Origin of the sequence: Hymenobacter sediminis (assembly GCF_003231285.1) — a bacterium.
In the GTDB taxonomy this organism is placed as follows: domain Bacteria; phylum Bacteroidota; class Bacteroidia; order Cytophagales; family Hymenobacteraceae; genus Hymenobacter; species Hymenobacter sediminis.
Map to the genome: position 1 here is coordinate 19,055 of NZ_QKNS01000001.1, position 21,389 is coordinate 40,443.

Annotated in this window: 18 protein-coding genes; 9 read left to right on the forward strand and 9 right to left on the reverse strand. The window is 54.6% G+C overall.

The genetic code is table 11. From position 1 onward, the window contains the following. Window positions 1-45: 45 nt before the first annotated feature. The 9 genes from DNI29_RS00100 (at window position 46) to DNI29_RS00140 (ending at window position 8,901) form a co-directional block, all read left to right on the forward strand. On the forward strand, window positions 46-858 hold the full coding sequence (locus DNI29_RS00100) for a glycogen/starch synthase (RefSeq protein ID WP_110976043.1): 813 nt from the start codon (window positions 46-48) through the stop codon (window positions 856-858). Next, entirely contained in the window at window positions 842-2,383 is a 1,542-nt protein-coding gene (locus tag DNI29_RS00105) for a DUF4270 family protein (RefSeq protein WP_110976044.1), read from the forward strand. Before DNI29_RS00100 ends, DNI29_RS00105 begins: the two co-directional genes overlap by 17 nt. Before the next feature lie 114 nt (window positions 2,384-2,497). After that, window positions 2,498-4,333, forward strand: a complete 1,836-nt coding sequence (gene glmS / locus DNI29_RS00110; protein WP_110976045.1) for a glutamine--fructose-6-phosphate transaminase (isomerizing) — start codon at window positions 2,498-2,500, stop codon at window positions 4,331-4,333. Window positions 4,334-4,452: 119 nt separating this feature from the next. Then, the gene (locus DNI29_RS00115) at window positions 4,453-4,839 is read left to right on the forward strand and encodes a RidA family protein (protein WP_110976046.1); all 387 of its coding nucleotides are present in this window, start codon (window positions 4,453-4,455) and stop codon (window positions 4,837-4,839) included. Window positions 4,840-4,877: 38 nt separating this feature from the next. Next, window positions 4,878-5,072 carry a hypothetical protein gene (locus tag DNI29_RS24370; protein ID WP_110976047.1) on the forward strand — a complete coding sequence of 65 codons (195 nt, stop codon included), beginning with the start codon at window positions 4,878-4,880 and terminating at the stop codon, window positions 5,070-5,072. After that, the gene (locus tag DNI29_RS00125; RefSeq protein WP_110976048.1) at window positions 5,072-5,683 is read left to right on the forward strand and encodes a pentapeptide repeat-containing protein; all 612 of its coding nucleotides are present in this window, start codon (window positions 5,072-5,074) and stop codon (window positions 5,681-5,683) included. The genes DNI29_RS24370 and DNI29_RS00125 overlap by 1 nt, the downstream gene beginning before the upstream one ends. A gap of 126 nt (window positions 5,684-5,809) precedes the next feature. Then, a complete protein-coding gene (gene gltX, locus DNI29_RS00130; RefSeq protein ID WP_110976049.1) occupies window positions 5,810-7,354 on the forward strand; it encodes a glutamate--tRNA ligase in 1,545 nt (514 codons plus the stop codon). 210 nt (window positions 7,355-7,564) lie between these two features. Continuing rightward, window positions 7,565-7,942, forward strand: a complete 378-nt coding sequence (locus DNI29_RS24690; protein ID WP_202910349.1) for a hypothetical protein — start codon at window positions 7,565-7,567, stop codon at window positions 7,940-7,942. Between the two features lie 176 nt (window positions 7,943-8,118). After that, on the forward strand, window positions 8,119-8,901 hold the full coding sequence (locus tag DNI29_RS00140; protein WP_110977238.1) for a TIGR00266 family protein: 783 nt from the start codon (window positions 8,119-8,121) through the stop codon (window positions 8,899-8,901). Between the two features lie 83 nt (window positions 8,902-8,984). Here DNI29_RS00140 and DNI29_RS24000 read toward each other — a convergent pair whose 3' ends face one another. The 9 genes from DNI29_RS24000 to DNI29_RS00180 all read right to left on the reverse strand — a co-directional run bounded on the left by DNI29_RS24000 (window position 8,985) and on the right by DNI29_RS00180 (window position 21,383). Continuing rightward, a complete protein-coding gene (locus tag DNI29_RS24000; protein WP_123823012.1) occupies window positions 8,985-9,170 on the reverse strand; it encodes a hypothetical protein in 186 nt (61 codons plus the stop codon). A gap of 197 nt (window positions 9,171-9,367) precedes the next feature. After that, window positions 9,368-9,925, reverse strand: a complete 558-nt coding sequence (locus DNI29_RS00145) for a toxin-antitoxin system YwqK family antitoxin (RefSeq protein WP_110976050.1) — start codon at window positions 9,923-9,925, stop codon at window positions 9,368-9,370. A 32-nt stretch (window positions 9,926-9,957) separates the two neighbouring features. Next, window positions 9,958-11,484, reverse strand: coding sequence for a GH3 auxin-responsive promoter family protein (locus DNI29_RS00150; protein ID WP_110976051.1), 1,527 nt, complete (start codon window positions 11,482-11,484; stop codon window positions 9,958-9,960). 178 nt (window positions 11,485-11,662) lie between these two features. Beyond that, entirely contained in the window at window positions 11,663-12,394 is a 732-nt protein-coding gene (lptB, locus tag DNI29_RS00155; RefSeq protein ID WP_110976052.1) for an LPS export ABC transporter ATP-binding protein, read from the reverse strand. A gap of 84 nt (window positions 12,395-12,478) precedes the next feature. After that, the gene (locus DNI29_RS00160) at window positions 12,479-14,317 is read right to left on the reverse strand and encodes a M61 family metallopeptidase (protein WP_110976053.1); all 1,839 of its coding nucleotides are present in this window, start codon (window positions 14,315-14,317) and stop codon (window positions 12,479-12,481) included. A gap of 258 nt (window positions 14,318-14,575) precedes the next feature. Further along, complete coding sequence (gene recJ / locus DNI29_RS00165; protein WP_110976054.1) at window positions 14,576-16,297, reverse strand: single-stranded-DNA-specific exonuclease RecJ; 1,722 nt, start codon at window positions 16,295-16,297, stop codon at window positions 14,576-14,578. Window positions 16,298-16,727: 430 nt separating this feature from the next. Then, window positions 16,728-18,563, reverse strand: coding sequence for a tetratricopeptide repeat protein (locus DNI29_RS00170; protein ID WP_110976055.1), 1,836 nt, complete (start codon window positions 18,561-18,563; stop codon window positions 16,728-16,730). Window positions 18,564-18,743: 180 nt separating this feature from the next. Then, entirely contained in the window at window positions 18,744-20,870 is a 2,127-nt protein-coding gene (locus DNI29_RS00175) for a peptidylprolyl isomerase (RefSeq protein ID WP_110976056.1), read from the reverse strand. Between the two features lie 246 nt (window positions 20,871-21,116). Then, on the reverse strand, window positions 21,117-21,383 hold the full coding sequence (locus DNI29_RS00180; RefSeq protein WP_110976057.1) for a hypothetical protein: 267 nt from the start codon (window positions 21,381-21,383) through the stop codon (window positions 21,117-21,119). Window positions 21,384-21,389: the final 6 nt, after the last annotated feature.

Genomic DNA, 21,389 nt, shown 5'->3' on the forward strand with positions numbered 1-21,389 from the left:
CATCCCAAAGTGTTGCCCATTCCTAATCACCCCAACTGACTCTATATGTCCAAGTTGAGAATACTCTACGCTGCCACGGAAATCAACCCGTTTTTGCAGACCACCAAGGTAGCAGAGTTTTTGCGGCGGCTGCCGCAGGGAATGCAGGAAATGGGGATGGAAATCCGCATTTTCGTACCCCGTTTTGGTATTATCAATGAGCGTAAGAACCGCTTGCATGAGGTAGTGCGGCTCTCGGGCATCAACATTGCCGTAGGCGAGGATGAAAAGCCATTGATTATCAAGGTGGCGTCTATCCCAAATGCGAAACTGCAGGTGTACTTCATCGACAATGAAGATTATTTCCACCGTAAATCAGTGCTAGTCGACAAAAACGACAAGTTCCACGCTGATAATGACGAGCGGGCTATCTTCTTCTGCAAAGGTGTGCTGGAAACGGTAAAGAAACTAGGCTGGGCTCCGGACATTGTACACTGCAATGACTGGATGACGGGCTTGATTCCGATGTACCTGAAAACGACTTACAAGAAGGACCCGATTTTCAAGGATGCCAAATCGGTGTTCACCATCTACAACAATGAGTTTGACCACAAATTTGAGGGCGACATCATTGAGAAGGCCAAGATGCTGGACATTGAGGATGACATGCTGGCTGCTTTGAAAACAGCCGACTTTGGTGGTTTTATTAAGGTAGGCATGGAGTACGCCGATACGGTAGTAAAATCTGATGAGCCATTCAGCGAGAAGCTGAACACGCTGTTCACAGAGTACTCGGCCAAGAAACAAATTGAGCAGGTCGGCGCCGACGACAACCTGCTGACTTCTTACTACGCTCTCTATAATGAATTGGCCAGCTAGCGCCAGCCGACTCGCGTCGGTTTCCCTCTTTGCCGTTTCGCTGCTCAGCTTGGCTACCAGCTGCGAAGAAGCCAGCGACCTTGGCTTGGAGTTGCCCGGCACCTCTCCTATTAACTCACAGTTTCAGACGGTGCCTATTGCTACGGCTACCGTTCGTCAACAGCCTATTGAAACCGTTAATAGTAACTACCTCTTGGTGGGGCGCATACGCGACACCAAGGTGGGTGTTACTACGGCGCAAGGCTATCTGAACCTCCAGTATAATCCGCAGCTTAGCTCTCCTGACTCGCTACCCAGCAAGTTTGCTGATGCCAAGCTTGACTCTGTGGTATTTACTCTGGGGTTCGATAAAGTGTATGGCTCAGCAACCCAACCGTTGAGGTTCAACTTGGCTGCTTTAGGGCAGCCACTAGATGACCGAACGGTTTATAATTCGGCGTCTGCTGCACCAGCAAGTACCGTTCTGCTGACGAACATAGCTGCTCCGCTTAACCGCACGATTCAAGTAAGGCAGCGGACTCAGGCATCCAGCCAGACAGATACTACCACCCGCCTCATCACCACTACCGTCAACGACAAGGTAGTACGCGTGCGGCTGCTGAAACACGCGGGTACTGAATCCGTGGCTCGCGCCATCTTCGCAGCTCTGCGTGACGGTTCTCTAAACCAAGATAAGCTCAATACGCTGTTACCAGGCTTGGCCCTAACGCCGGCTGCAGGTACCACTGATAATATTGTTGCCTTCAACCGCTCATATAACTCCAGAATTATATTCTATTTCAATGGGACCAATGCTGGAGGTACTGCCAAAGGTCGTCGTTCGTATAGTATAGTAGCCGGTCCGCTGCCTGCCAGCGCACCAACAACTGGTCCGAAATACTTTACTCAGCTCTCGACTGATTTCTCAGGTACTGCTCTAGCTAGCCTCGCTACCACTGGACAGCAGGTTAGCTCCAGTGCCACCGATGAGTCAACTTACGTTCAGGATGGTGTTGGTTTGGCTACCCGCATTGACCTATCGGGCGTGCAGGCATTGATAAACAACTCTGAGCTGGCAATCAATCGGGCTGAGTTGATTTTGCCTATCAAGCAGAATACCAACGGGCTGTTTCCCTACATTGGCAATGATGCTCAATCAAATGAAAATAACGACCGTTTTGACCGTACTGATCCAAGAACGGGAAGTATGTATCTATATGAGGTAGATGCGAACAACCAGCCGCTATTACGTACAGTAGGAGCCACAACGGTTGAGCGAATAGTTCAGATCGACATTCCGCCCGTAGGCGCCGCACCTAGCGCTCCTGCAGCCTCTTTGTACCCCAGCTACGACATGCTGCAGTACTATACGTTCCCTATTACCAACTATCTGCAGAATTATCTGCAGAATCGGTTAGATGGAGAGCGGCCTGCAGCACTGCTGGTGTCTCCTGTACTGCGCAGCAACTTATTCCTGACCATGAACCGCGCCCAGCTTGACGCCAAAAACATTACGTTGCGCGTGTATTACTCCAAGCTGCGTTAAAAACTCTGAATATTAACGTAGCCTAGCTTACAAGGGCGGCACGGCTTTTGCCGATGCCGCCCGTTTTTGCTTTCATTTGTTGAGAGCTTCTGCTCTGTCACAACCAACCAAATTATGTGCGGGATTGTCGCTTACATTGGGCACCGTGAGGCTTGCCCCATCATCCTCAAAGGCCTGCGCCGCTTAGAGTACCGCGGCTACGACTCAGCCGGCGTAGCACTGCTCAACGGCCAGCTAAGCGTTTATAAGAAGAAAGGCAAGGTAGCCGATCTGGAAGCTTTTATTGCGGAAAAGGATACACATGCCAACATTGGCATGGGCCACACCCGCTGGGCAACACACGGTGAGCCGAATGACGTAAATGCTCACCCGCACTACTCTACTTCGGAGCGGATTGCTATCATCCACAACGGCATCATTGAGAACTACGCAGCTCTTAAGCAGCATTTGCAGCAGCAAGGGCACGTATTCCATTCCGACACGGACACAGAGGTGTTCGTAAATCTGATTGAAGAAATTCAGAAGCAGAACATTTGCACACTGGAGGAAGCCGTGCGTTTGGCTCTCCACGAGGTGGTAGGCGCCTACGCTATTGTGGTGCTCAGCAAGGACAATCCTAACCAGTTGATTGCGGCCCGTAAAGGTTCGCCGCTGGTGATTGGGGTAGGCGAAGGTGAATTCTTCCTGGCTTCTGATGCTACCCCCATCATTGAGTACACCAATGAGGTAGTGTATGTGAATGACTACGAGCTGGCTGTTATCAAAGATGGTCAGTTGGAGATTCGGACCCGGGAGGACGTTAAGCAAACTCCTTATATCCAAACGCTTGAGCTGGAGCTGGACCGCATTGAGAAAGGCGGTTACGAGCACTTCATGCTGAAAGAGATTTTTGAACAGCCCCGCTCTATCCTCGACTCGATGCGTGGCCGTTTGGAGCTGGAAGCCGGTCACTTGAACATGGGCGGTGTACGGGCTTATGAGCGGAAGTTTGTTAATGCTGACCGCATTATCATTGTAGCTTGTGGTACTTCGTGGCACGCGGGCCTAGTGGCTGAATACCTCATTGAGGATTTGGCCCGGATTCCGGTAGAAGTGGAATACGCCTCGGAATTCCGTTACCGCAACCCCATTATCACAGAGCGTGACATTGTAATTGCTATTTCACAGAGCGGCGAAACTGCTGATACACTGGCAGCTATTGAGTTAGCTAAGAGCAAGGGCGCTACCATCTTTGGTATCTGCAACGTGGTAGGTAGCAGCATTGCTCGCGCTACCGATGCCGGTGCTTATACCCACGCTGGACCTGAAATCGGCGTGGCTTCAACCAAGGCCTTCACGGCCCAGGTAACCGTGCTGACGTTGCTGGCCATGATTGTGGGTCATAAGCGCGGCACTCTCTCCGACACCAAGCTGCGTGAGCTGATGATGGAGCTGAATACCATCCCGGCCAAAGTGGAAAAAGCACTGCAGCTCAACGACGAAATCGAGCAGATTTCAGAGATTTTCAAGGACGCGACCAACTTCCTGTATCTGGGCCGTGGCTATAACTTCCCGGTAGCTCTGGAAGGCGCTCTGAAACTTAAGGAAATCAGCTACATCCATGCTGAAGGCTACCCCGCCGCAGAGATGAAGCACGGCCCTATTGCTCTTATCGATGAGAACATGCCGGTAGTGGTTATCGCCACCAAGGACAGCTCGTACGAGAAGGTAGTAAGCAACATTCAGGAAGTAAAAGCCCGCAAAGGCCGGATCATTGCCGTGGTAACCGAAGGCGATACGGTAATTCCGGAAATGGCCGAGTTTACCATTGAGGTACCCGCTACCAGCGAGGTACTGATGCCTCTGGTATCGGTAGTACCCTTGCAATTACTTTCGTACCATATTGCTGTGCTGCGCGGCTGCAACGTCGACCAACCCCGTAACCTGGCTAAATCAGTAACGGTTGAGTAATTTCTTCAGCTGAAAACAGTAGAGCCGCCTTGGGTATCAGGGCGGCTCTGCTCGTTTTAGGGCTTTTCGTTTTACTTTGCCGCATTACAGTTTCTTTCTAGAACTCCTACCCCACCCCCATGTCCAACTCTATTGTTTATTCCGCTCAGGCCCCAGCCCCCATTGGCCCTTATAGCCAAGCCATACAAGCGGGTAATACTATCTACGTTTCCGGCCAGATAGCCCTCGACTCGGATACCGGTCAGTTAGTTGGTGAGGGGGATGTAGCCCGAGAAACGCACCAAGTGATGCGCAACCTGCAAGCAGTACTGGAGGCAGCAGGCTATACCCTGCGCGACGTGGTGAAGTGCACCATCTTCGTGAAGGATCTGGGCAACTTTGGCCTCATCAACGAAATTTACGGCAGCTACTTTTTTGCCGATTACGCCCCAGCCCGCGAAACCGTGGAAGTTAGCCGCTTGCCGAAAGATGTGCAGGTTGAGATTTCCTGCATTGCGGTGAAATAATATTCAAAATCAGTTATTACCCGTAATCATTTATTCTGATGAAGGAGGTAGGGATTTTTCTGCTTTTGGCTGGGTTAGTGGCTATTGTAGCTCCTATGTTGTTGCCAGCGAACTTCCGCTTTCCCCTGCTGGACTGGATCAACAACTGGGGCCCAACTACCGCTTGGCTGATTAGAGGTGGCGCGGTGCTGGTAGGGCTGCTGCTGTGGCTGCGCTTCCGAAACCAGGACTGATGCGAAAGCCAAACAGCCGCAAATCGGCTAAGCCACTACAGAAACCCGAACACTTCACCCCAGAGCGAGTACTCAGCCGTGTCTTGCCGCCTGACCTAGTAGGCCAGCGAGAGTTCGAACAGTATCACTTTCTCAACTTCGACCTCAGTCAAGCTAACTTATCAGGCCGCTTGTTTAGTGAGTGTAGGTTCGAAAACTGCAACCTGGCTGGTAGTAGTCTGGCCAATACCTCTCTACAAAACGTAGCCTTCGATGGGTGCAAGTTGATAGGGCTGCAATTTGAGGCTTGCCGCGACATGCTGTTCGGGGTACATTTTGATCGATGCCAACTGGATTACGCCTCTTTTGGCGGGAAAACCATGGTTAACACGCGGTTTGTGGACTGCTCTATGCGGGAAGTCAACTTCAGTAGCACCAATCTGGCAGGAGCCGTTTTCCAGAACTGCGAGTTGGACCGAGCCATCTTTCTGCAGAGTCAGCTTACTGGCGCCGACCTCCGGACTGCTCACAATGTAGTCTTGGATCCGGAGCGTAACGAACTGACAAAGGCTCGTTTCTCCCTGCTTAGCTTACCGGGGCTGCTTACTCGGCATCAGTTGGAAATTGAGTAGGTAGTTTACTTCAGGACCGCCGAATAGCAAGCTGGTGCGCTCATTTTATATCCTTCTACCTCCCCTCTAATTACGTACCTTTGCGGCGCGTTTCGGACCTGAATCGGGCGCAAATCAGCTGTTTGTATGGAAAGAGAAGTACGGGTGCGTTTTGCGCCCAGCCCCACCGGCCCGCTGCACATTGGCGGCGTGCGCACTGCGCTGTATAACTACTTGTTAGCCCGCAAGCTGGGTGGCAAAATGCTGCTCCGCATTGAAGATACCGACCAGAACCGCTTCGTGCCAGGCGCCGAGGACTATATCCGCCAGAGCTTGGAGTGGTGCGGTATTGAGTTGGATGAGAGCCCTTGGAACGGAGGCCCTCATGCTCCCTACCGCCAGAGTGAGCGCAAGCCCATGTACATGCAGTACGCCCAGCAGCTCATCGATAGCGGCCATGCCTACTACGCTTTCGATACACCGGAGGAATTGGACGCTATGCGCGCCCGCCTCACGGCAGCTAAGGTGCCGAACCCGCAGTACAACAGCATCACGCGCGCCCAGATGCGCAACTCCCTCACCTTGCCAGCCGAGGAGGTGAAGCAGTTGCTTGAAAGCGGCGAGCAGTACGTGATTCGCCTGAAAGTACCCCGCAAGGAAGAAGTTCGCTTCAACGACCTTATCCGCGGCTGGGTAGTGGTTCACTCGTCTTCTATTGATGACAAGGTGCTGATGAAGTCGGATGGTATGCCGACTTACCACCTGGCCAACATCGTGGATGACCACCTGATGGAAATCACCCACGTAATTCGGGGTGAAGAGTGGTTGCCCTCGGCTCCGCTGCACGTACTCCTCTACCGTTATCTGGGCTGGGAAGCTACCATGCCGCAATTTGCCCACTTGCCCCTGCTACTCAAGCCCGATGGCACCGGCAAGCTGAGCAAGCGCGACGGCGACCGACTGGGCTTTCCGGTGTTTCCGCTGGAATGGCACGGTAAAGACGCTGAAACCGGTGAGCCGACCGTTAGCAGCGGCTACCGGGAAAGCGGCTATCTGCCAGAGGCCTTCATCAATTTCCTGGCCTTTCTAGGCTGGAACCCCGGCACCCAGCAGGAGCTGTTCACTATGCAGGAGCTGATTGAGGCTTTCTCGATTGAGCGCGTGAGCAAGTCGCCGGCCCGCTTCGACCAGAACAAAGTGCGCTGGTACAACGAACAGTACCTCCGCGCCAAGCCCGATGCCGAACTGGCTCACTACCTCACAGAAGCCCTGCAAGGCCAGGATGCGCAGGTGCCCGCTGACAAAGCCGAGCAAATTGCCGCGCTGGTAAAAGAGCGTGCTACCTTCCCGGCCGATCTGGCTCGTGAAGCCCAGCTATTCTTCCAGCGCCCTACCTCTTACGAGGAGCAGGTAATCAGCAAGAAGTGGAATGCGCAAGTAGCGGGTGCCCTCGCCGAGTTTGCTCGGCAGCTGCCTGCTACCTCCGACACCACCCCGGAAGGCATCAAGGCACTGCTCACGCAAGTACTCGAAGCCCAAGGCATCAAAATCGGGCAGGTACTGCAGGCGTTGCGCGTGGCGGTAACCGGTGCCGGGGCTGGCCCCGACCTGATGCACATTATGAGCATCCTGGGCGCTCAAGAAACAGCCGAGCGAATCGAGCAGGCTGTGGCTCAGCTACCAGCCGCTTAACTCTGCCTCAGACACTTAGCTACCATATTAGTAAAAGCCTGTTTGACCCAACGTGGTCAGGCAGGCTTTTTTGTGGGCGGTAGATAAGAAACGCCGCCCTACTTCCCTGGATTTCAACCGGGGCGGGGGTAGCCTCGTACTACTGATGTCAGGGTTGCTGGCGTACAAGCAAAAGCGCCCTCCATCAAACCGACTTTACCTGCCCGCATCATGGCCAAGAAACCCGTTAGCCCGAAAAAGAAGAAAACAGATCCGGAGAAGAAAGCCCGCGTCCATAAGGAGTTGGAGGGCTTCGAAATCAAGGTGAACCCCCTGGGAGAAATCACCTCTAACTATTCCATTGAGGACATCAACCAGTTCTTGAACCGCCATGTGCGCGACAAAAAGCTGGTGAACCGCGACGGTCAGTTCGGTGAAAAGGACGAAGAGGATGAAGACTTCGCGCTGGAGGATATGGCTCAAGAGCCCGAAGAATCCGATGAAGATTTCATGCGCCGGACCAGCAAGGAAGCCAAAAAGAAAGGCCCCAAAGCAGAAGCCGAGCCCGAAGACGATGAGGATTTACCCAAAGTGGGCAACGACGACTAGGCACCTGTTTGCAGAATGCAAAAACTCGCGTCTGTTACTAAGCTTGAGTTTGTGCTAGGGAAGAATTAAGCCTAACACAAGCCTAAGCCTAGTAACCCAAACGGCCATGAGGCTAATTATCCAGACGCGTTTTGCTATACTTGGGCGTAGCTTTCACCAACCTCCCTACCCCTGCTATGCGCTCCCACGACGTCGATTACAAAATTCTTGGCACTGATATTCAGGTGCTGGAAGTAGAACTGGACCCTAATGAAACCGTGGTAGCTGAGGCAGGTGCCATGGTTTATATGAGCGAGGCTATTGCCTTTGAAACCAAAATGGGAGATGGATCAGAGCCCGACCAAGGCTTTATGGGTAAGCTGTTTTCGGCAGGCACCCGTCTGATTACTGGCGAGTCGCTGTTTATGACGCACTTTACCCATCGTGGCGGCTACGGCAAGGCCCATGTTGCTTTTTCGGCTCCCTACCCCGGCACCATCGTTCCTATCGACTTAGGGGAGATGCCGCAAGGACTTATTGTGCAAAAGGATGGCTTCTTGGCTGCTGCTAAGGGCACCAAAATCAACATTCACTTCAATCAGAAGTTGGGGGCAGGTTTCTTCGGGGGCGAAGGATTCATCCTGCAGCGCCTCACTGGCGACGGTAAGGCATTCATTCATGCTGGCGGTACCATTATCGAGAAGCGCCTCAATAACGAGTTACTGCGCGTGGATACTGGCTGCGTGGTAGCCTTCGAGCCCGGCATAGATTTCAGTATTGCCCGTGCTGGCGGCCTGAAGTCGATGATTTTTGGTGGCGAGGGCCTTCTGTTAGCTACGCTGCGCGGTACGGGTCGGGTGTGGCTGCAATCTATGCCGGTCAAAAAACTCATTCAGGCTCTGGCTCCTGGTGGCGGAAACGCTCAAAAGGAAAGCGGCAGCGTACTCGGCCGGCTGGTAGGCGGCGTGCTAGACGAATAGGAGCTTATAATAAGAAGTGAAAGCCCCTACCCCCGAAACTGCTCGGAGGTAGAGGCTCTTCTTTTTAATGATAAGGTGTGGATCTACTGACCGGCAGCGCTGGCGGCTATAACTCCTAAGCTGGCCAGTAGCGCAAGAATAATCAGCCCAAAAATACCCGCCGTAACGCGCATTTTCTGAGGAGAATCCTGGTCATCAGTTTTAAGACTGCGCCGCCGACGACGCCGTCCTTCTCCCGAGCGACGGGATGAAGAAGTAGAGACAGACATTAGTAGACTTTAGGACTTTTTGATTTCAACAACCAAATGCGAGCTTTACAAAAATACAGGTTTTTTGCACTTTCCAAACTTACTAGAGCAAATGCACATATCTTACCGTTAACCCGTAACGTCCTGTCTGATGGCTTAATAAGCCTCTACTAACCCTACAGACCATGATATATTAATTTACAATAATACAATTGAATCTAATCAACATTAGAGCGACGTTTTGTTGTAGTTCCTTGATTACCCATTTCAAGTGGAGCAATGATTTTCTCGCCATCTTGGTACCATTCAGAGGGTAGTGTTTGCCCTGCTGGCGAGAAACAGCGCCACTCTCCAAACCAGAAAAAGCGGGCTCCTGTAGGCTCTATTTGGTACCGCGCTTGACCTGTTTTCTCTACCTGCCCATTAGGGTGGTAGTACGTCAGGGTGGCAAGGCCGCGTGGGCGCCAATGAAACTGCTCTTTGCGCTCTAGCTGCCCGCTAGGGCTGAAGCTGCGCCACCGGCCAACTGGTGTGCCGTGCCGGTAGCGGCCTTTGTTGGCAATCTGTTGTTCGGCCGCGTCAAAATACTCGCACCAGGGGCCATGCCGCTGCCCTTTACTGGCATCAAAGCGGTTGCGCGACCAGAACCCAATAGGTCCTTTTTTCAGGCTCGCGCAGGCGCCCAGCGTTACTGCTACCCCCCAGATAAAAATGAACCTGCCGCAAAGGCTATAAGCGCGGCTAGCGACATGGCAAGCAGTAGAATAAGTAAACATAAGAGGAGCTAGTGACGTCCTCTCAAGTTAAACTATTCATTTAGTTGATTAAGTATTTCGTCCAGCAATTCGCGGGAGTTACTCAATCGAGGCACTTTGTGCTGACCACCAAGCTTGCCTTTTTTAGCTAACCATTGCTCGAAAGTGCCTGCTGGAGCCACAGTAAGCTTCGGTGGCATCAGGGCAAGGTCGCGGTGGCGTTTAGCGTCGTAGTCGGAGTTGAGTTGGCGTAGGGTATCGTCTAGGACTAGCGCGAACTGGGCGGCATCGGTTGGTGGCTGACTGAACTCTACAATCCAGTGGTGGCCGCCCCGTGAGGCTCCATCGTGGGCAGCGAAGTAGATAGGAGCGGCCGTGTAGTCGTGAAGGGTAGCATGGGTAGCCCGGCAAGCAGCGGCAATAGCAGCGTCGGCGTTTTCTACCACCACTTCCTCCCCGAAAGCATTCAGGAAGTGCTTGGTACGCCCCGAAATACGAATACGGTAGGGCGCCAAGCTCGTGAAGCGCACGGTGTCGCCGATGCGGTAGCGCCACAGGCCGGCATTGGTACTGATGATTAGGGCGTAGGTGCGGCCTAATACCACATCCTCTAGTCCTACCGCCTGCGGTTCAGCGGCTTCCCATTGATCTTGGGGTAGGAACTCGTAGTAGATGCCGTGGTTCAGCAACAGCAGCAGGTCTTCCGATTCCGGCTCGTCCTGTAAGGCTATGTAGCCTTCGGAGGCATTATAAACCTCCAGGTAGTGCATCTGAGGGCTCGGAACCAGTTGACGAAACAACTCACGGTAGGGACCAAATGCTACCGCTCCATGCAGGAAGAGCCCCAGCCGGGGCCACACATCAAGGATGGAAGCTGCCCCAGCCAACTCTGTAACGCGGCGTAGCAGCACAATCATCCAGGTAGGCACGCCAGCCAGCACGCGTACATCTACCTCTAGCACATGGCGGGCAATACGCTCAATCTTTTCTTCCCACTCATCTAGCAGAGCCAACTCCAGGGGCGGGGTGCGCACAAACTCGGCCCAGGTTGGCAAGTTCTGCATAATCACGGCCGAGACGTCGCCGATGCGGGAGTCAGCCTCGGCAGGGCGGAACGGGTTGGGGCCGTGCGTGCCGCCCAAGGAAAGCGTTTTGCCGCCCAGAATATTGATGTCGGGGTAGTATAAGGTAGCTAGCGCCGTCATGTCGCGGCCGGCCCGGTAGTGGCCATCGTGCAACGATTCGTGGGTGACGGGAATGTACTTGCTGCGGGCATTGGTGGTGCCGCTGCTTTTGGCAAACCACTGCACGGTGCCCGGCCAGAGTACGTTGGCCTCGCCGCGCAGTACCCGCTCAATTTCCGGATACAGCTCTTCGTAGCTGCTGATAGGTAGGCGCTGGGCAAATTCCCGGCCCGATAGCCCGTCGCCGAAACCATAGCGCTGCCCCCATTCAGTAGTGCGCGCCTGCTGCAGCAGCTCGTGCAGTACCTGTTGCTGCGCCTCGTGGGGGTAGCGACGAATATGCTCCACATTGGCTAGCCGCCGTTGCACGGCCCAGGTCAGTACGGTACTAATCACGGTGGGAAGGTAGATGGGACAATGCAGGAACGGGTTGTCTGTACCCTTGCCTGCACCGGAAAGTTACCAGACTAGCACGAAATCTATGAACCGGAGTTTAGTAACGGAAAAGGGCGAAGCTATGCTCCGCCCTACCCCCTTCTGGCTCTGCAACTTGCCAGCCCGTTGCCGATGCGAGTTAGATTTTTCGCTTCAGCTCGAAGTGCTTGCCCAAGTACACGCGGCGCACCATTTCGTCTTCGGCCAGCTCTTCGGCGGTGCCGGCTTTCAATAGTTTGCCCTCGAAGAGGAGGTAAGCACGGTCCACGATGCTGAGCGTTTCGTTTACGTTGTGGTCAGTAATGAGAATGCCAATGTTCTTGTGCTTGAGCTTGGCCACAATACCCTGAATTTCCTCTACGGCAATGGGGTCAACGCCGGCAAAAGGCTCGTCTAGCAGCACGAATTTAGGGTCTACGGCCAAGGCACGGGCAATTTCGGTGCGTCGCCGTTCACCGCCGCTCAGCACCCGGCCCAGGTTTTTGCGGACATGGGTCAGGCTGAACTCATTAAGCAACTCCTCTACCTTGTCGCGTTGGGCCTGTTTGGGCAGATCGGTCATTTCCAGCACCGACAGCACGTTTTCTTCTACTGTCAGGTCGCGGAACACCGAGGCCTCCTGGGCTAGGTAGCCGATGCCGAGGCGGGCCCGCTGGTAAATGGGCAGCTTGGTAATGTCTTTGTCATCGAGGAACACCTTGCCCTCATTAGGCTTCACCATGCCCACCGTCATGTAGAACGAGGTGGTTTTGCCGGCGCCGTTCGGTCCCAGCAGACCCACAATTTCGCCCTGCTCTACGTGCAGCGACATGTCGTTCACAACAGTGCGCGACTTGTATTTCTTAACCAGGTGTTCGGCTCGAAGAATCATTGGGGCAAAGGTAAGAAGGGAACAAAGTGATGAGCAGAACCGCCAGGAGGGGGTAGGCAAATAGCATCCTTGCGGTTCTACCCCCTACCCTTTCAGCAAAGCATCTTGGAGGGCTTGCTGTGAGGGAGTAAGAGAGGGCACTGGTTCCACTAGGTTCTTCACTTCCACCTCAAACTCGCGGGGAGAAGCTTGGCGCTCCTGCTCGGAGCCGGCGCTACCATTGCGGAATTTCACCCGCACGGGGTCAGCAGTTTTAGGCTCCACCAACGGGCGCAGTAGCTTCTCGGCAGTCTGCATGGTTACGGCTTGGCCGTTCACAGCAACAATCACGTCGCCTTCTTTCAGACCGAAAGCATTTTCGTCGGCTTTGGTTTTTACGGCCCGGAACTGGTCTTTGCTCTGGTCGTAGCCGAAGCCGAGGTTACCGAAGGCTTTTACGCGAGCTTGGCCTACGGGTGCGTACACCCACCCGATTTTGCCCAGATATTCGGCTAGCGGCAGGGGCTCGTTGCCTTGCACGTAGCGCGTAAAGAACGGCTGTAGCTCGGGGCTGGTGAGAGCCACAATTTCCGGAATGAGCTGGTTGTCTTCAAACGAGCGGGTAGGGCCGTATTTCTCGCGTAGGGCCAGCAGCACGTCGCGCAGGGTTTGGCGGCCCTGGCTGAGCTCCCGGATGCGGATATCGAGCAGCAAGCCAATCAGCGCGCCTTTTTCGTATACGTTCTGGTACATGTCTTTGTAAGGAGCATCCAGAATCCGACGGCTCATTTCCGTAAACGACACGTTCTCATACTTACCGGCATTATCTATTTTGCCTTTCATCCGCTCCCGGAACTCTTCGGGGGTAATCAGGCCGCCGCGCACCTGCACCAGCTGCGACACGTACTCCGTCACGCCTTCATAGAGCCACAAGTGCTGCGACATTTTAGGATTGCGGAAATCAAACTCCCCGATTTCGCGGCTGTGGATGTTCAGCGGAGCCAGCATGTGCAGGAACTCGTGCGAGGCTACCTCCAGCACCATGCTCCGTAGCCGGTCTTGATCCGGCATTTCGGGCAGGAAATAGAGCGAGGAGTAGCTGTGCTCCATAGCTCCATAGCCGCCGTTTTTGCTATTGAGCGGCGAGTTCAGGCTGGGGAAGTAAAACAAGAACTGATAGCGGGGTACCGGCATCTTCCCAAAAAACTTGGTCAGAGCCTCCGACATTGGCCGTAGCATCTGGCTGACGTCTGCGGCTTTTACTACCCCACTCTCCGACAGTACCGCTACCGAAATGCGCGCGCCGCCCGTGCTGAAGCTAGCCGTGTCGGGCTTGGCATACAGGATAGGGCCATCGGCCAGTGTCACGTAGTCGGGAGCCGTGAATACGTCTTTGGTAGCTGACTCGCGGCGTACATCTAGGGCGGTAGCACCGTAGAGCCCCGTAGGCTTCTGCACACTCACCTGGTAAGGCTGCATCTTATAGCCTTCGAGGTAGCCGTAGAAACCGTAGTGGTTGATGGTGAAGTTGCGGCCGGCGTCAATGTTGGTGCCGCCGGGCTGGAAGATGAAGGAGTCGTCCTGCTTGGCATCCCAGGTATCATCCACTAGGTACTCCAGCCGCGTCAGGTTCTTGGCATTGTCAATAACGAACAGATTTGGCCCATCGTTCTTCACCTTCAGGCGTTTGCCCTGCTTGTCAAAGGCTTTGAAATCAGTGACGAATCGGCCATAATCCTTTTTAGAATAGGAGCCCGGCACAACCGAAGGAATCACATAAGTAGCCTGCTGCTCCTTCACGGCGGGCGTATTGACAACTACCTTAACCCGGTCGTTCTGAACATTTTGCAGATCGAGGTTAATTTGATAGCCGGCCGGTTGCTGAGCGGCGGCAGTGCCCACGGTAGCCAGCCCGAACCCGAGCGCCAGATAAACTGCTTTCATTAAAATGGAATAGATAAAAAGAGAAATGTAGGCGCCTATAACGCCGCTACCAAGGTACGCATTGCGCCCCGGCTGCCACCGCTGCAAGCCATTTCAGGCTTCTTGATAGAGGGGCAGGACCATTGCCGCACGTTTACCACATGAACAGGGGTAGGAGCGCGCTTCCGCATCAGCAGACTTACAGCCCGCCGGACGGCTCTAGTTCCCTCCCCCTTTCGTTTCCCTGAACCCTAGCTGCCTCTGCTGGCTAACTGCCGTCTACTCCCAGCGGATGTCCTTCACCCGCAGCTGCAGGTTTTTCACGCCCCGAAACTCGTTCATTTCTACAGTGTAGCACACACTGAATGGCTGCCCCTGCTGGATTTGCTCGTAATACTCTCCTAGCCCGAAGCCAATGGCATCAACGGTATGGCGGCCGTCCTGGGTCAGGGTGAGTTTCAGGTGGGAGTTGCCAACAATGCGGGCTGAGTTGGGGGTAGCATATACCTTCTCGGAGGCGAATACTGGGTTAGGATTGCCTGGCCCAAAAGGCTCCATCTGACTCAGCAGACGGAAGAAAGAAGGGGTAATGTCGCTGAGCTGCAGAACGTGGTCGATTTCCACGGGCGGAATAAGTTGTTCCGGCAAAATGCGGCCGGCTACTATCTGCTCAAACTTTTCGCGGAAGGCTGGCACGTTTTCAATGGGGAGAGTCAGGCCCGCCGCGTACATGTGGCCTCCAAACTGATCCAGCAACTCCGCGCACTCCTCAATGGCCTGGTGCACATCAAACCCCACTACGGAACGGGCCGAGCCGGTGGCCTTGCCGTTGCTTTCGGTAAGGATAATGGTAGGACGGTAGTACTTATCGAGGCAGCGCGAGGCCACAATGCCTACTACCCCTTTGTGCCAGTCCTGCTTGAACAGAACGGTGGTACGGGCAGTGCGCAGCAGGGCGTCCTGCTCAATCATTTCCAGGGCTTCCTTGGTAATACTGGTATCGAAGCCCCGGCGCTCCTGGTTAGTTTTATCCACTACCCCAGCTTTTTCCTTCGCCTCATCGGTGCTTTCAGCCAGCAGCATAGCCACCGAGCGTTTAGCGTCGCCCATGCGGCCGGCCGCGTTGATGCGCGGAGCAAAACCAAACACGAGGCTGCTGATGTTGAGCTCTGTGGTTTGCAAGCCAGCCAGCTCGCGCAAAGCATCGAGGCCGGGGCGCTGGGGGCGGGCTCGGTCGTTGATCAGGCGCAGGCCATGGTAAGCCAGCGTCCGGTTCTCGCCCATAATGGGTACAATATCGGCGGCGATGCTGACAGCCACCAGATCCAGCAGCTCATACAGATCATCCTCGGGCCATCCTTGGTGCTGGGTAAAGGCCTGCATAAGCTTGAATCCCACTCCGCAGCCTGAAAGCTCCTTGAAGGGGTAGGGACAGTCGAAGCGTTTGGGGTCCAGCACGGCTACGGCTGCCGGCAGATCAGCACCGGGCAAGTGGTGGTCACAGATGATAAAATCGACGCCGAGCTTATTGGCGTAGGCAATCTTTTCCACGGCTTTTACCCCACAGTCGAGCGCAATAATCAGCTCGTAGCCAAAATCGGCGGCGAAGTCGATGCCAGCATCTGATATGCCGTAGCCCTCCTTGTAGCGGTCCGGAATGTAGTAATCAACCCGCTCGGGGCCGAAAAACTGACGCAGATAGCTATACACCAGCGCCACGGAGGTGGTACCGTCCACATCATAGTCGCCGAAAACCAAAACCCGCTCGCCCATGTGCAGGGCGCGCACGAGGCGCTCCACCGCCCGGTCCATGTCGCGCATAAGCAGCGGATCAGGCAAGGAATCCAGGGACGGCCGGAAGTAAGCACGAGCTTCCTCGAAGGAACAAACCTGCCGCTGGCACAAGATGGAAATGATAGCCTCGTTGACGCGCAGGGCGTCGGCCAGGTGCCGAACTTGTTCAGGGTCGGGCGTGGGCTTGTGAATCCATCTTTTTTCCATACTTCTGCGAGGGGCCACCGTGGGCTATATCTTCAAAAGTACGAAGAAAAACGGCGGTTTCGGCGGCCATTTGCCGGTGCAAGCGCCTGTATTTGCTGACAGAGCCCACCTACCCAGCGTTTTACACCAGCCCTCCCCCTGCCGCCTTCCCCAATCCTTGTAGCTAGCTATTATCAGTGCCACCTTACCTCAGCTTTCGATAAAGTGCTTTTTTACCCTTGCTTCATGATTTTTACCTTTTATAAATAAGTAAAGCATTAATATGCGAGTGACTGATTGTTGGCTTTGCTTTATAAAATTGTATAATGATTAAATAGTAAAGCAGCTGCTAACTTTGATTCTGCTTACTGCTTTATAAGCAACAGCGCGTTCTTCGGCTAGCAAAGCTACGGCCGAAGAACGCGCTGATAATATGGCTAAGCTAGCCGGACTAATTTACTACATCGCCGCGAAGCTTGCGGAAGCGTTTCCGAGCCTCGGCTACGTAGATGCTACCTGGGTACTTCACGAGAACCTGATTATAGAGCTGCTGGGCCTGTCCGAAATCCTTGAGGTTTTCTTCCTGAATACTGGCCGCCAGAAACAGGGCGTCATCGCTCAGCACATCGTACTTGGGGTTACCCGTAATGCTCTCCAGAGTTGCAAGTGCCGCCGGGTAGTCGCCGGTGCGGCGTAGGAGCTGGGCCTTCAGAAACCAGGCTTCATCCTGAAGCGCGTGGCCTGGGTATTTCTGTAGTAAGGCATCGAGCCCACGCAGGGCCTCCGGAATCTTGTTCTGAAATACGAGCTGTTCCACGGCCGCGTAGTCGCGGAGGGCTACCCCCGCCGTATCCATGGCCGTGTTATCGGTGATGAGCAGGCTGAGCTGCATGGCATCGTTGGCAATTTCCCGGCTGGTCGCCTGCTTGAGAATGTCGAGGTGGCTTTGCGCCAATTTAAAGTCGCCGGCGAAGTAGCTCAGGCGGGCGTTGCGCAGCTTGGCATCGTAGCCCAGCGGTGTGTCTTTGTGTGACTTTTCTACCTGCGAGTACAGCAGTGTGGCTTCCCAGGGCTCAGCGCGCAGCAGGTAGATGTCGGCCAGATCAATCTTGGCCTGATCTACTACATCCAGGCTGGCGCGGGGCATGTCAATAACTTCTTTTAGTAGCTTAATGGCCGCCTCCTTTTCGTCAAGCTGAAAAGCCATCAGGGCCGCCATACTGCGCAATACCGGCGCCGTTTCGGGGGTGCGCCCCAGGTCGGCCAGCACCTGTTGGTAGTCCTGTAGCAGGCTGCGGAGTTGGGTTACGTTTACGGGGTAGGTAGTGCGCACCTGCTCCTCGCGGGTTTGTACCAGCCGCTGTCGGGCCAGCGCGTAGTAAGCCCGGCCTCGGTATTCGCGCACGATGTATTCGTAGCCGCTGATGGCACTTTCGTAGTCTTTGTTGCGGCGGGCTATTTCGGCTACTTCCAGCACCCGTTGTCCATCGGCCCGACTGCGGCGGTCTAGGGCTTTGGCCTGTACCAGGGCCCCGCTAAAGTCGCGGCGCTGTACCTGCAGCCACAGCAGCAGCTCGCTGTAAACGCCTCGATCCGGGTTCTTCTGTACCAGCCCTAGTAGCTCTTTTTCCAGCGCAGCGAAGTCTTTGTCTTCCTGGAGGCTATTCTGGAGCATGTTGCGCACAAAAGGCAGCTGTTGCTCATTCTCCTGCACTAAGCGCAAGGTTTCGCTCATCAGCTTATCCGTCTGGCCACTTTGGGTGTAAAGCTGAATTAGCTGAGGGGCAAACTCGGTTTCGTTTTTGACCAGTTCCCGTCCCCGCAGATAGGTTCGGGCCGCCCAATCAGGTAGGGCCGCCTTTTGAAATTCAGTGGCTACGGGTACTACCTGAGCACTGGTCAGTTGAAGCAGCACCCGTTCCCACTGTTTCTGGGCTGCTGATGCGTTACCGGCCTTCTCGAACACCTGACCAAGCGTTACTCCCAACGTCAGGTCATCAGGGCGCTGGCGCTGGGCCCGCTTAATCAGCTTTTCAGCCTCTTTGTCGCGCTTGAGGCCCTGCAGAGCAGCCAGGTAGTCAGGCAGAATATTAGGGGCTACCTGCTCCTCGGTACGCAAACGCCCGAAGAGATAGGCCGCTTTTTCATGCTCGCCGGTACGCTCATATTCGCGGGCCAGTTGCACGGCATTATCACCCGACTGTTGTTGAGCCAAGCCCGGGCTAGCTGCTAGGAACAGCACTGCCAAACCACCCTTGCTTAAAACTAAACGCAACGACTTATTCATAGAAGCATAACGAAAAGATCAGGCCTGAAGTGCGGGGCAGTGGGGTGGTAAGCTGGATGTTCTATCAACTTAATCTACGTGGACTAAACATCTGATTCATCACCTTGCCCTCGTACCGTTTAAACAAAAAAGGCCGCACCCTAAGGTACGGCCTTTTGCTTGCAGGGAACTGCGCGCAGCTTAGAAGAACTTCGTGCGGTTATCCTTGATGTTGGCGTGCTGCTTGATGGCTTCGTAGGTGAGGCCGTCGGTGCGGGCACTACGCTGGGCGGTCAGTTGCTGGCGCACAGTGTTTACATCGGTAGTATTGGTAGCGGGCTGTACGCTTACAGGCTCCACAATCATTACGGCCTGCTCACCGGCAAAAGCAGCCGACTTCTGGCCGGGCTTCAGGCCGAAAGCCTTACCAACGGCTACCGGCTCGTTGCCTAGGCCCGGGATCTGTCCCTGACCCAGTACTACTCCTTCGGCAGTTTTCACTTGAGCACCATTGCCGTAGGCCTGAGCAATTTGCTCCAGTGTGCCCTTCGAGGCGTTCAGCTTCTTTATGATCTGCTCAGCCTTCAGTTCGTTGCGTACCAGCGCAGTAATTTCCGGCTTCACGCTGGCCAGATCAGCAGTGCCTTTGGTCCGCTCACCGGTCAGGACGGCAATTACATACTGGTCATTGATTTCGAAAACTTCTGATACGTCACCTACTTCGGTAGGCTCACCTTCCGGGTTTACACCGTAGGCCCAGCGCACCAGCTGGCGGGCACCTTGCAGGTTATTCACGGCCTGGTCGCCGCGGCCGATGCCTTTGGCTTCTACTTTCTGCAGGGTCTTATCCTTGGCAACAGCGGCCCGGAACGAAGCTAAGTCGGTAGCCTCACCTTTCAGAGCCTGTGCTTTTTGGTAGGCTGCGTCGCGGGTAGCGTCGGTGGGCTGAATGCTCTTCTGTACGGCAGCTATCTGGTAGGTCTGCGTAGTCTTCGGAGCCGTGATTTTGATGATGTGGTAACCAAAGGAAGTTTTCACCGGTGCGGGCAGCAGGCCAGCTGAGTTAGCTCCGAATACAGCCTTCTCAAACTCGGGAACCATGCGGCCCTGCTGGAACCAGCCCAAGTCGCCGCCGGTGGCGGTGGTGCCATCAGTACCGTACTGGCGGGCCATGGCTGCGAAATCAGCACCACCTTTGATTTTGTTGAGCACTTCCACCGCTTTAGCTTTCGCGGCTGCGTCGGCCTCTGGGGTAGCGCCTTCTGGCTTGATGAGGATGTGGCTGGCACGAGCAGCAGCCTGGGCTCCTGCTTTCTGACCCGATACTTTGAACAGCGAGTAGGTGCCGTTCTCAGCGTAGGGGCCATATACTTTTCCTACTTGCAGTGGCAACTGAGCACGCAGCTTCTCGGGCATATCGGCCGGCGAGAGGTAGGCGGGGCTGGTAGGGTTGTCCGAGTTCAGCTTTACGAAGGCCGAATCAACGGGTGCCGAGGCGAACTGGGTAGCCAGCTCATCAACGGTTTTGCGTACAGCGGCGCTGTCTTCCACCGAAGCCGTTACCGGAATAGATACGTACTCAATGGTACGGCCATCCTCTACCTTGTAGCGGCCCTTGTTTTTATCGAGGTAGGCCTGCAGCTGCTCGTCGGTTACTTTCACGCTCGAATCGGAGAGGGTGAAGTAAGGTACTGCCAAGTAACGCAGGGTAGCGCGGGTATTCTGAGCCTGATCAAAGCGCTTGGCTTCTGCCGAGGTAACGTAGGTGCTTAGCTTAAGTAAGTTGTTATACTTAGCTGCCATGCGCTCCGGGCCAAGGTTGGCTTCGAAGCTACGGAAAGCATCCTGAGCCTGCGGGGGCAGTTTGTCGAGGTTGCGCAGGTAGTCAATAACCTTGTTGCGGTCGAACTGGCCGGTAGCAGGGTCCGTGAAAGCCTGCCGGATGCTAGGGTGAATGTTGTTGCCCTGTACCATGTCGGTCAGCTCCTCGTCGGAAACCTTCAGCCCCAGCCGGTCAAACTCCTGCTGGAAGGCAATGCGGTAGATGGTCTGGTTCCAGGCCTGGTCGCGCAGGTAGCCCATGGCTTGCTCGTCGGGCTGACGCTGCTGCTGGGCAATGAAGGCTTGCTTGGCCTGCTCCAGGGTAGCATTGAACGCGTCGTACTCCACCTTCTCACCGGCAATTTCGCCGACGGTCAAATCGTTCTTGTTAAAGATGCTGCTACGTCCATACAGGAAGTCTCCCCCCAGCATGAAGAGCAGCAGGCCGATGATGATGGCCCCGACTGCCCAGCCCGATTTTTCTCGAATCGTGTTGATTAATGCCATTTACTTGAAAAAAAGCGCAGTAAGAAAAGTGGAAAGAGGCGCAAAATAACCAAAAAACACGGTCATTCGGTAATGAAATGACCATAGCTCAGCTAGATAGCCCAGCCGTTTTGCAGTGAGCTGGCTGTAAACGCAGAAAAGCCTTGCCTGCATGAAAGGAAAGGCTTTTCTGTATCGGCTTTACGGCAACGGTGCTACCGGTTAGAGCCATATAAGCGCTGCCGTTTACCCGGCTGTGCCGTAGCATTAGCGCTTCTTGCCGCGGGGCTTTTTGACGGAGGCTTCGGCGGCTTTGCGGGTAGCTTCTGCCTCGGCTGCTGCTATTTTGTCGCGCTGGCGCAGGTAGCGGAGCCAGATAACAGCCCCGAAGGATAGCATGAACAGCCAGTAGTTATTATACAAGCCCTCCATGTTGCCGGTAACCAAGGTCTGGTAAGCCGCAATAACGAAGGTGACAACACCCACAACAAGCAAAAGCGTGCGGCTAATGCCAGGGTCCCAAAAGCGTTTCATGAAGAA

What these genes read in the sequence shown, in the direction of transcription:
- DNI29_RS00100 (WP_110976043.1), top strand. Translation starts at nt 46, where the DNA reads ATGTCCAAGTTGAGAATACTCTACGCTGCCACGGAAATCAACCCGTTT.
- DNI29_RS00105 (WP_110976044.1), top strand. Translation starts at nt 842, where the DNA reads ATGAATTGGCCAGCTAGCGCCAGCCGACTCGCGTCGGTTTCCCTCTTT.
- glmS (WP_110976045.1), top strand. Translation starts at nt 2,498, where the DNA reads ATGTGCGGGATTGTCGCTTACATTGGGCACCGTGAGGCTTGCCCCATC.
- DNI29_RS00115 (WP_110976046.1), top strand. Translation starts at nt 4,453, where the DNA reads ATGTCCAACTCTATTGTTTATTCCGCTCAGGCCCCAGCCCCCATTGGC.
- DNI29_RS24370 (WP_110976047.1), top strand. Translation starts at nt 4,878, where the DNA reads ATGAAGGAGGTAGGGATTTTTCTGCTTTTGGCTGGGTTAGTGGCTATT.
- DNI29_RS00125 (WP_110976048.1), top strand. Translation starts at nt 5,072, where the DNA reads ATGCGAAAGCCAAACAGCCGCAAATCGGCTAAGCCACTACAGAAACCC.
- gltX (WP_110976049.1), top strand. Translation starts at nt 5,810, where the DNA reads ATGGAAAGAGAAGTACGGGTGCGTTTTGCGCCCAGCCCCACCGGCCCG.
- DNI29_RS24690 (WP_202910349.1), top strand. Translation starts at nt 7,565, where the DNA reads ATGGCCAAGAAACCCGTTAGCCCGAAAAAGAAGAAAACAGATCCGGAG.
- DNI29_RS00140 (WP_110977238.1), top strand. Translation starts at nt 8,119, where the DNA reads ATGCGCTCCCACGACGTCGATTACAAAATTCTTGGCACTGATATTCAG.
- DNI29_RS24000 (WP_123823012.1), bottom strand. Translation starts at nt 9,170, where the DNA reads ATGTCTGTCTCTACTTCTTCATCCCGTCGCTCGGGAGAAGGACGGCGT.
- DNI29_RS00145 (WP_110976050.1), bottom strand. Translation starts at nt 9,925, where the DNA reads ATGTTTACTTATTCTACTGCTTGCCATGTCGCTAGCCGCGCTTATAGC.
- lptB (WP_110976052.1), bottom strand. Translation starts at nt 12,394, where the DNA reads ATGATTCTTCGAGCCGAACACCTGGTTAAGAAATACAAGTCGCGCACT.
- DNI29_RS00160 (WP_110976053.1), bottom strand. Translation starts at nt 14,317, where the DNA reads ATGAAAGCAGTTTATCTGGCGCTCGGGTTCGGGCTGGCTACCGTGGGC.
- recJ (WP_110976054.1), bottom strand. Translation starts at nt 16,297, where the DNA reads ATGGAAAAAAGATGGATTCACAAGCCCACGCCCGACCCTGAACAAGTT.
- DNI29_RS00170 (WP_110976055.1), bottom strand. Translation starts at nt 18,563, where the DNA reads ATGAATAAGTCGTTGCGTTTAGTTTTAAGCAAGGGTGGTTTGGCAGTG.
- DNI29_RS00175 (WP_110976056.1), bottom strand. Translation starts at nt 20,870, where the DNA reads ATGGCATTAATCAACACGATTCGAGAAAAATCGGGCTGGGCAGTCGGG.
- DNI29_RS00180 (WP_110976057.1), bottom strand. Translation starts at nt 21,383, where the DNA reads ATGAAACGCTTTTGGGACCCTGGCATTAGCCGCACGCTTTTGCTTGTT.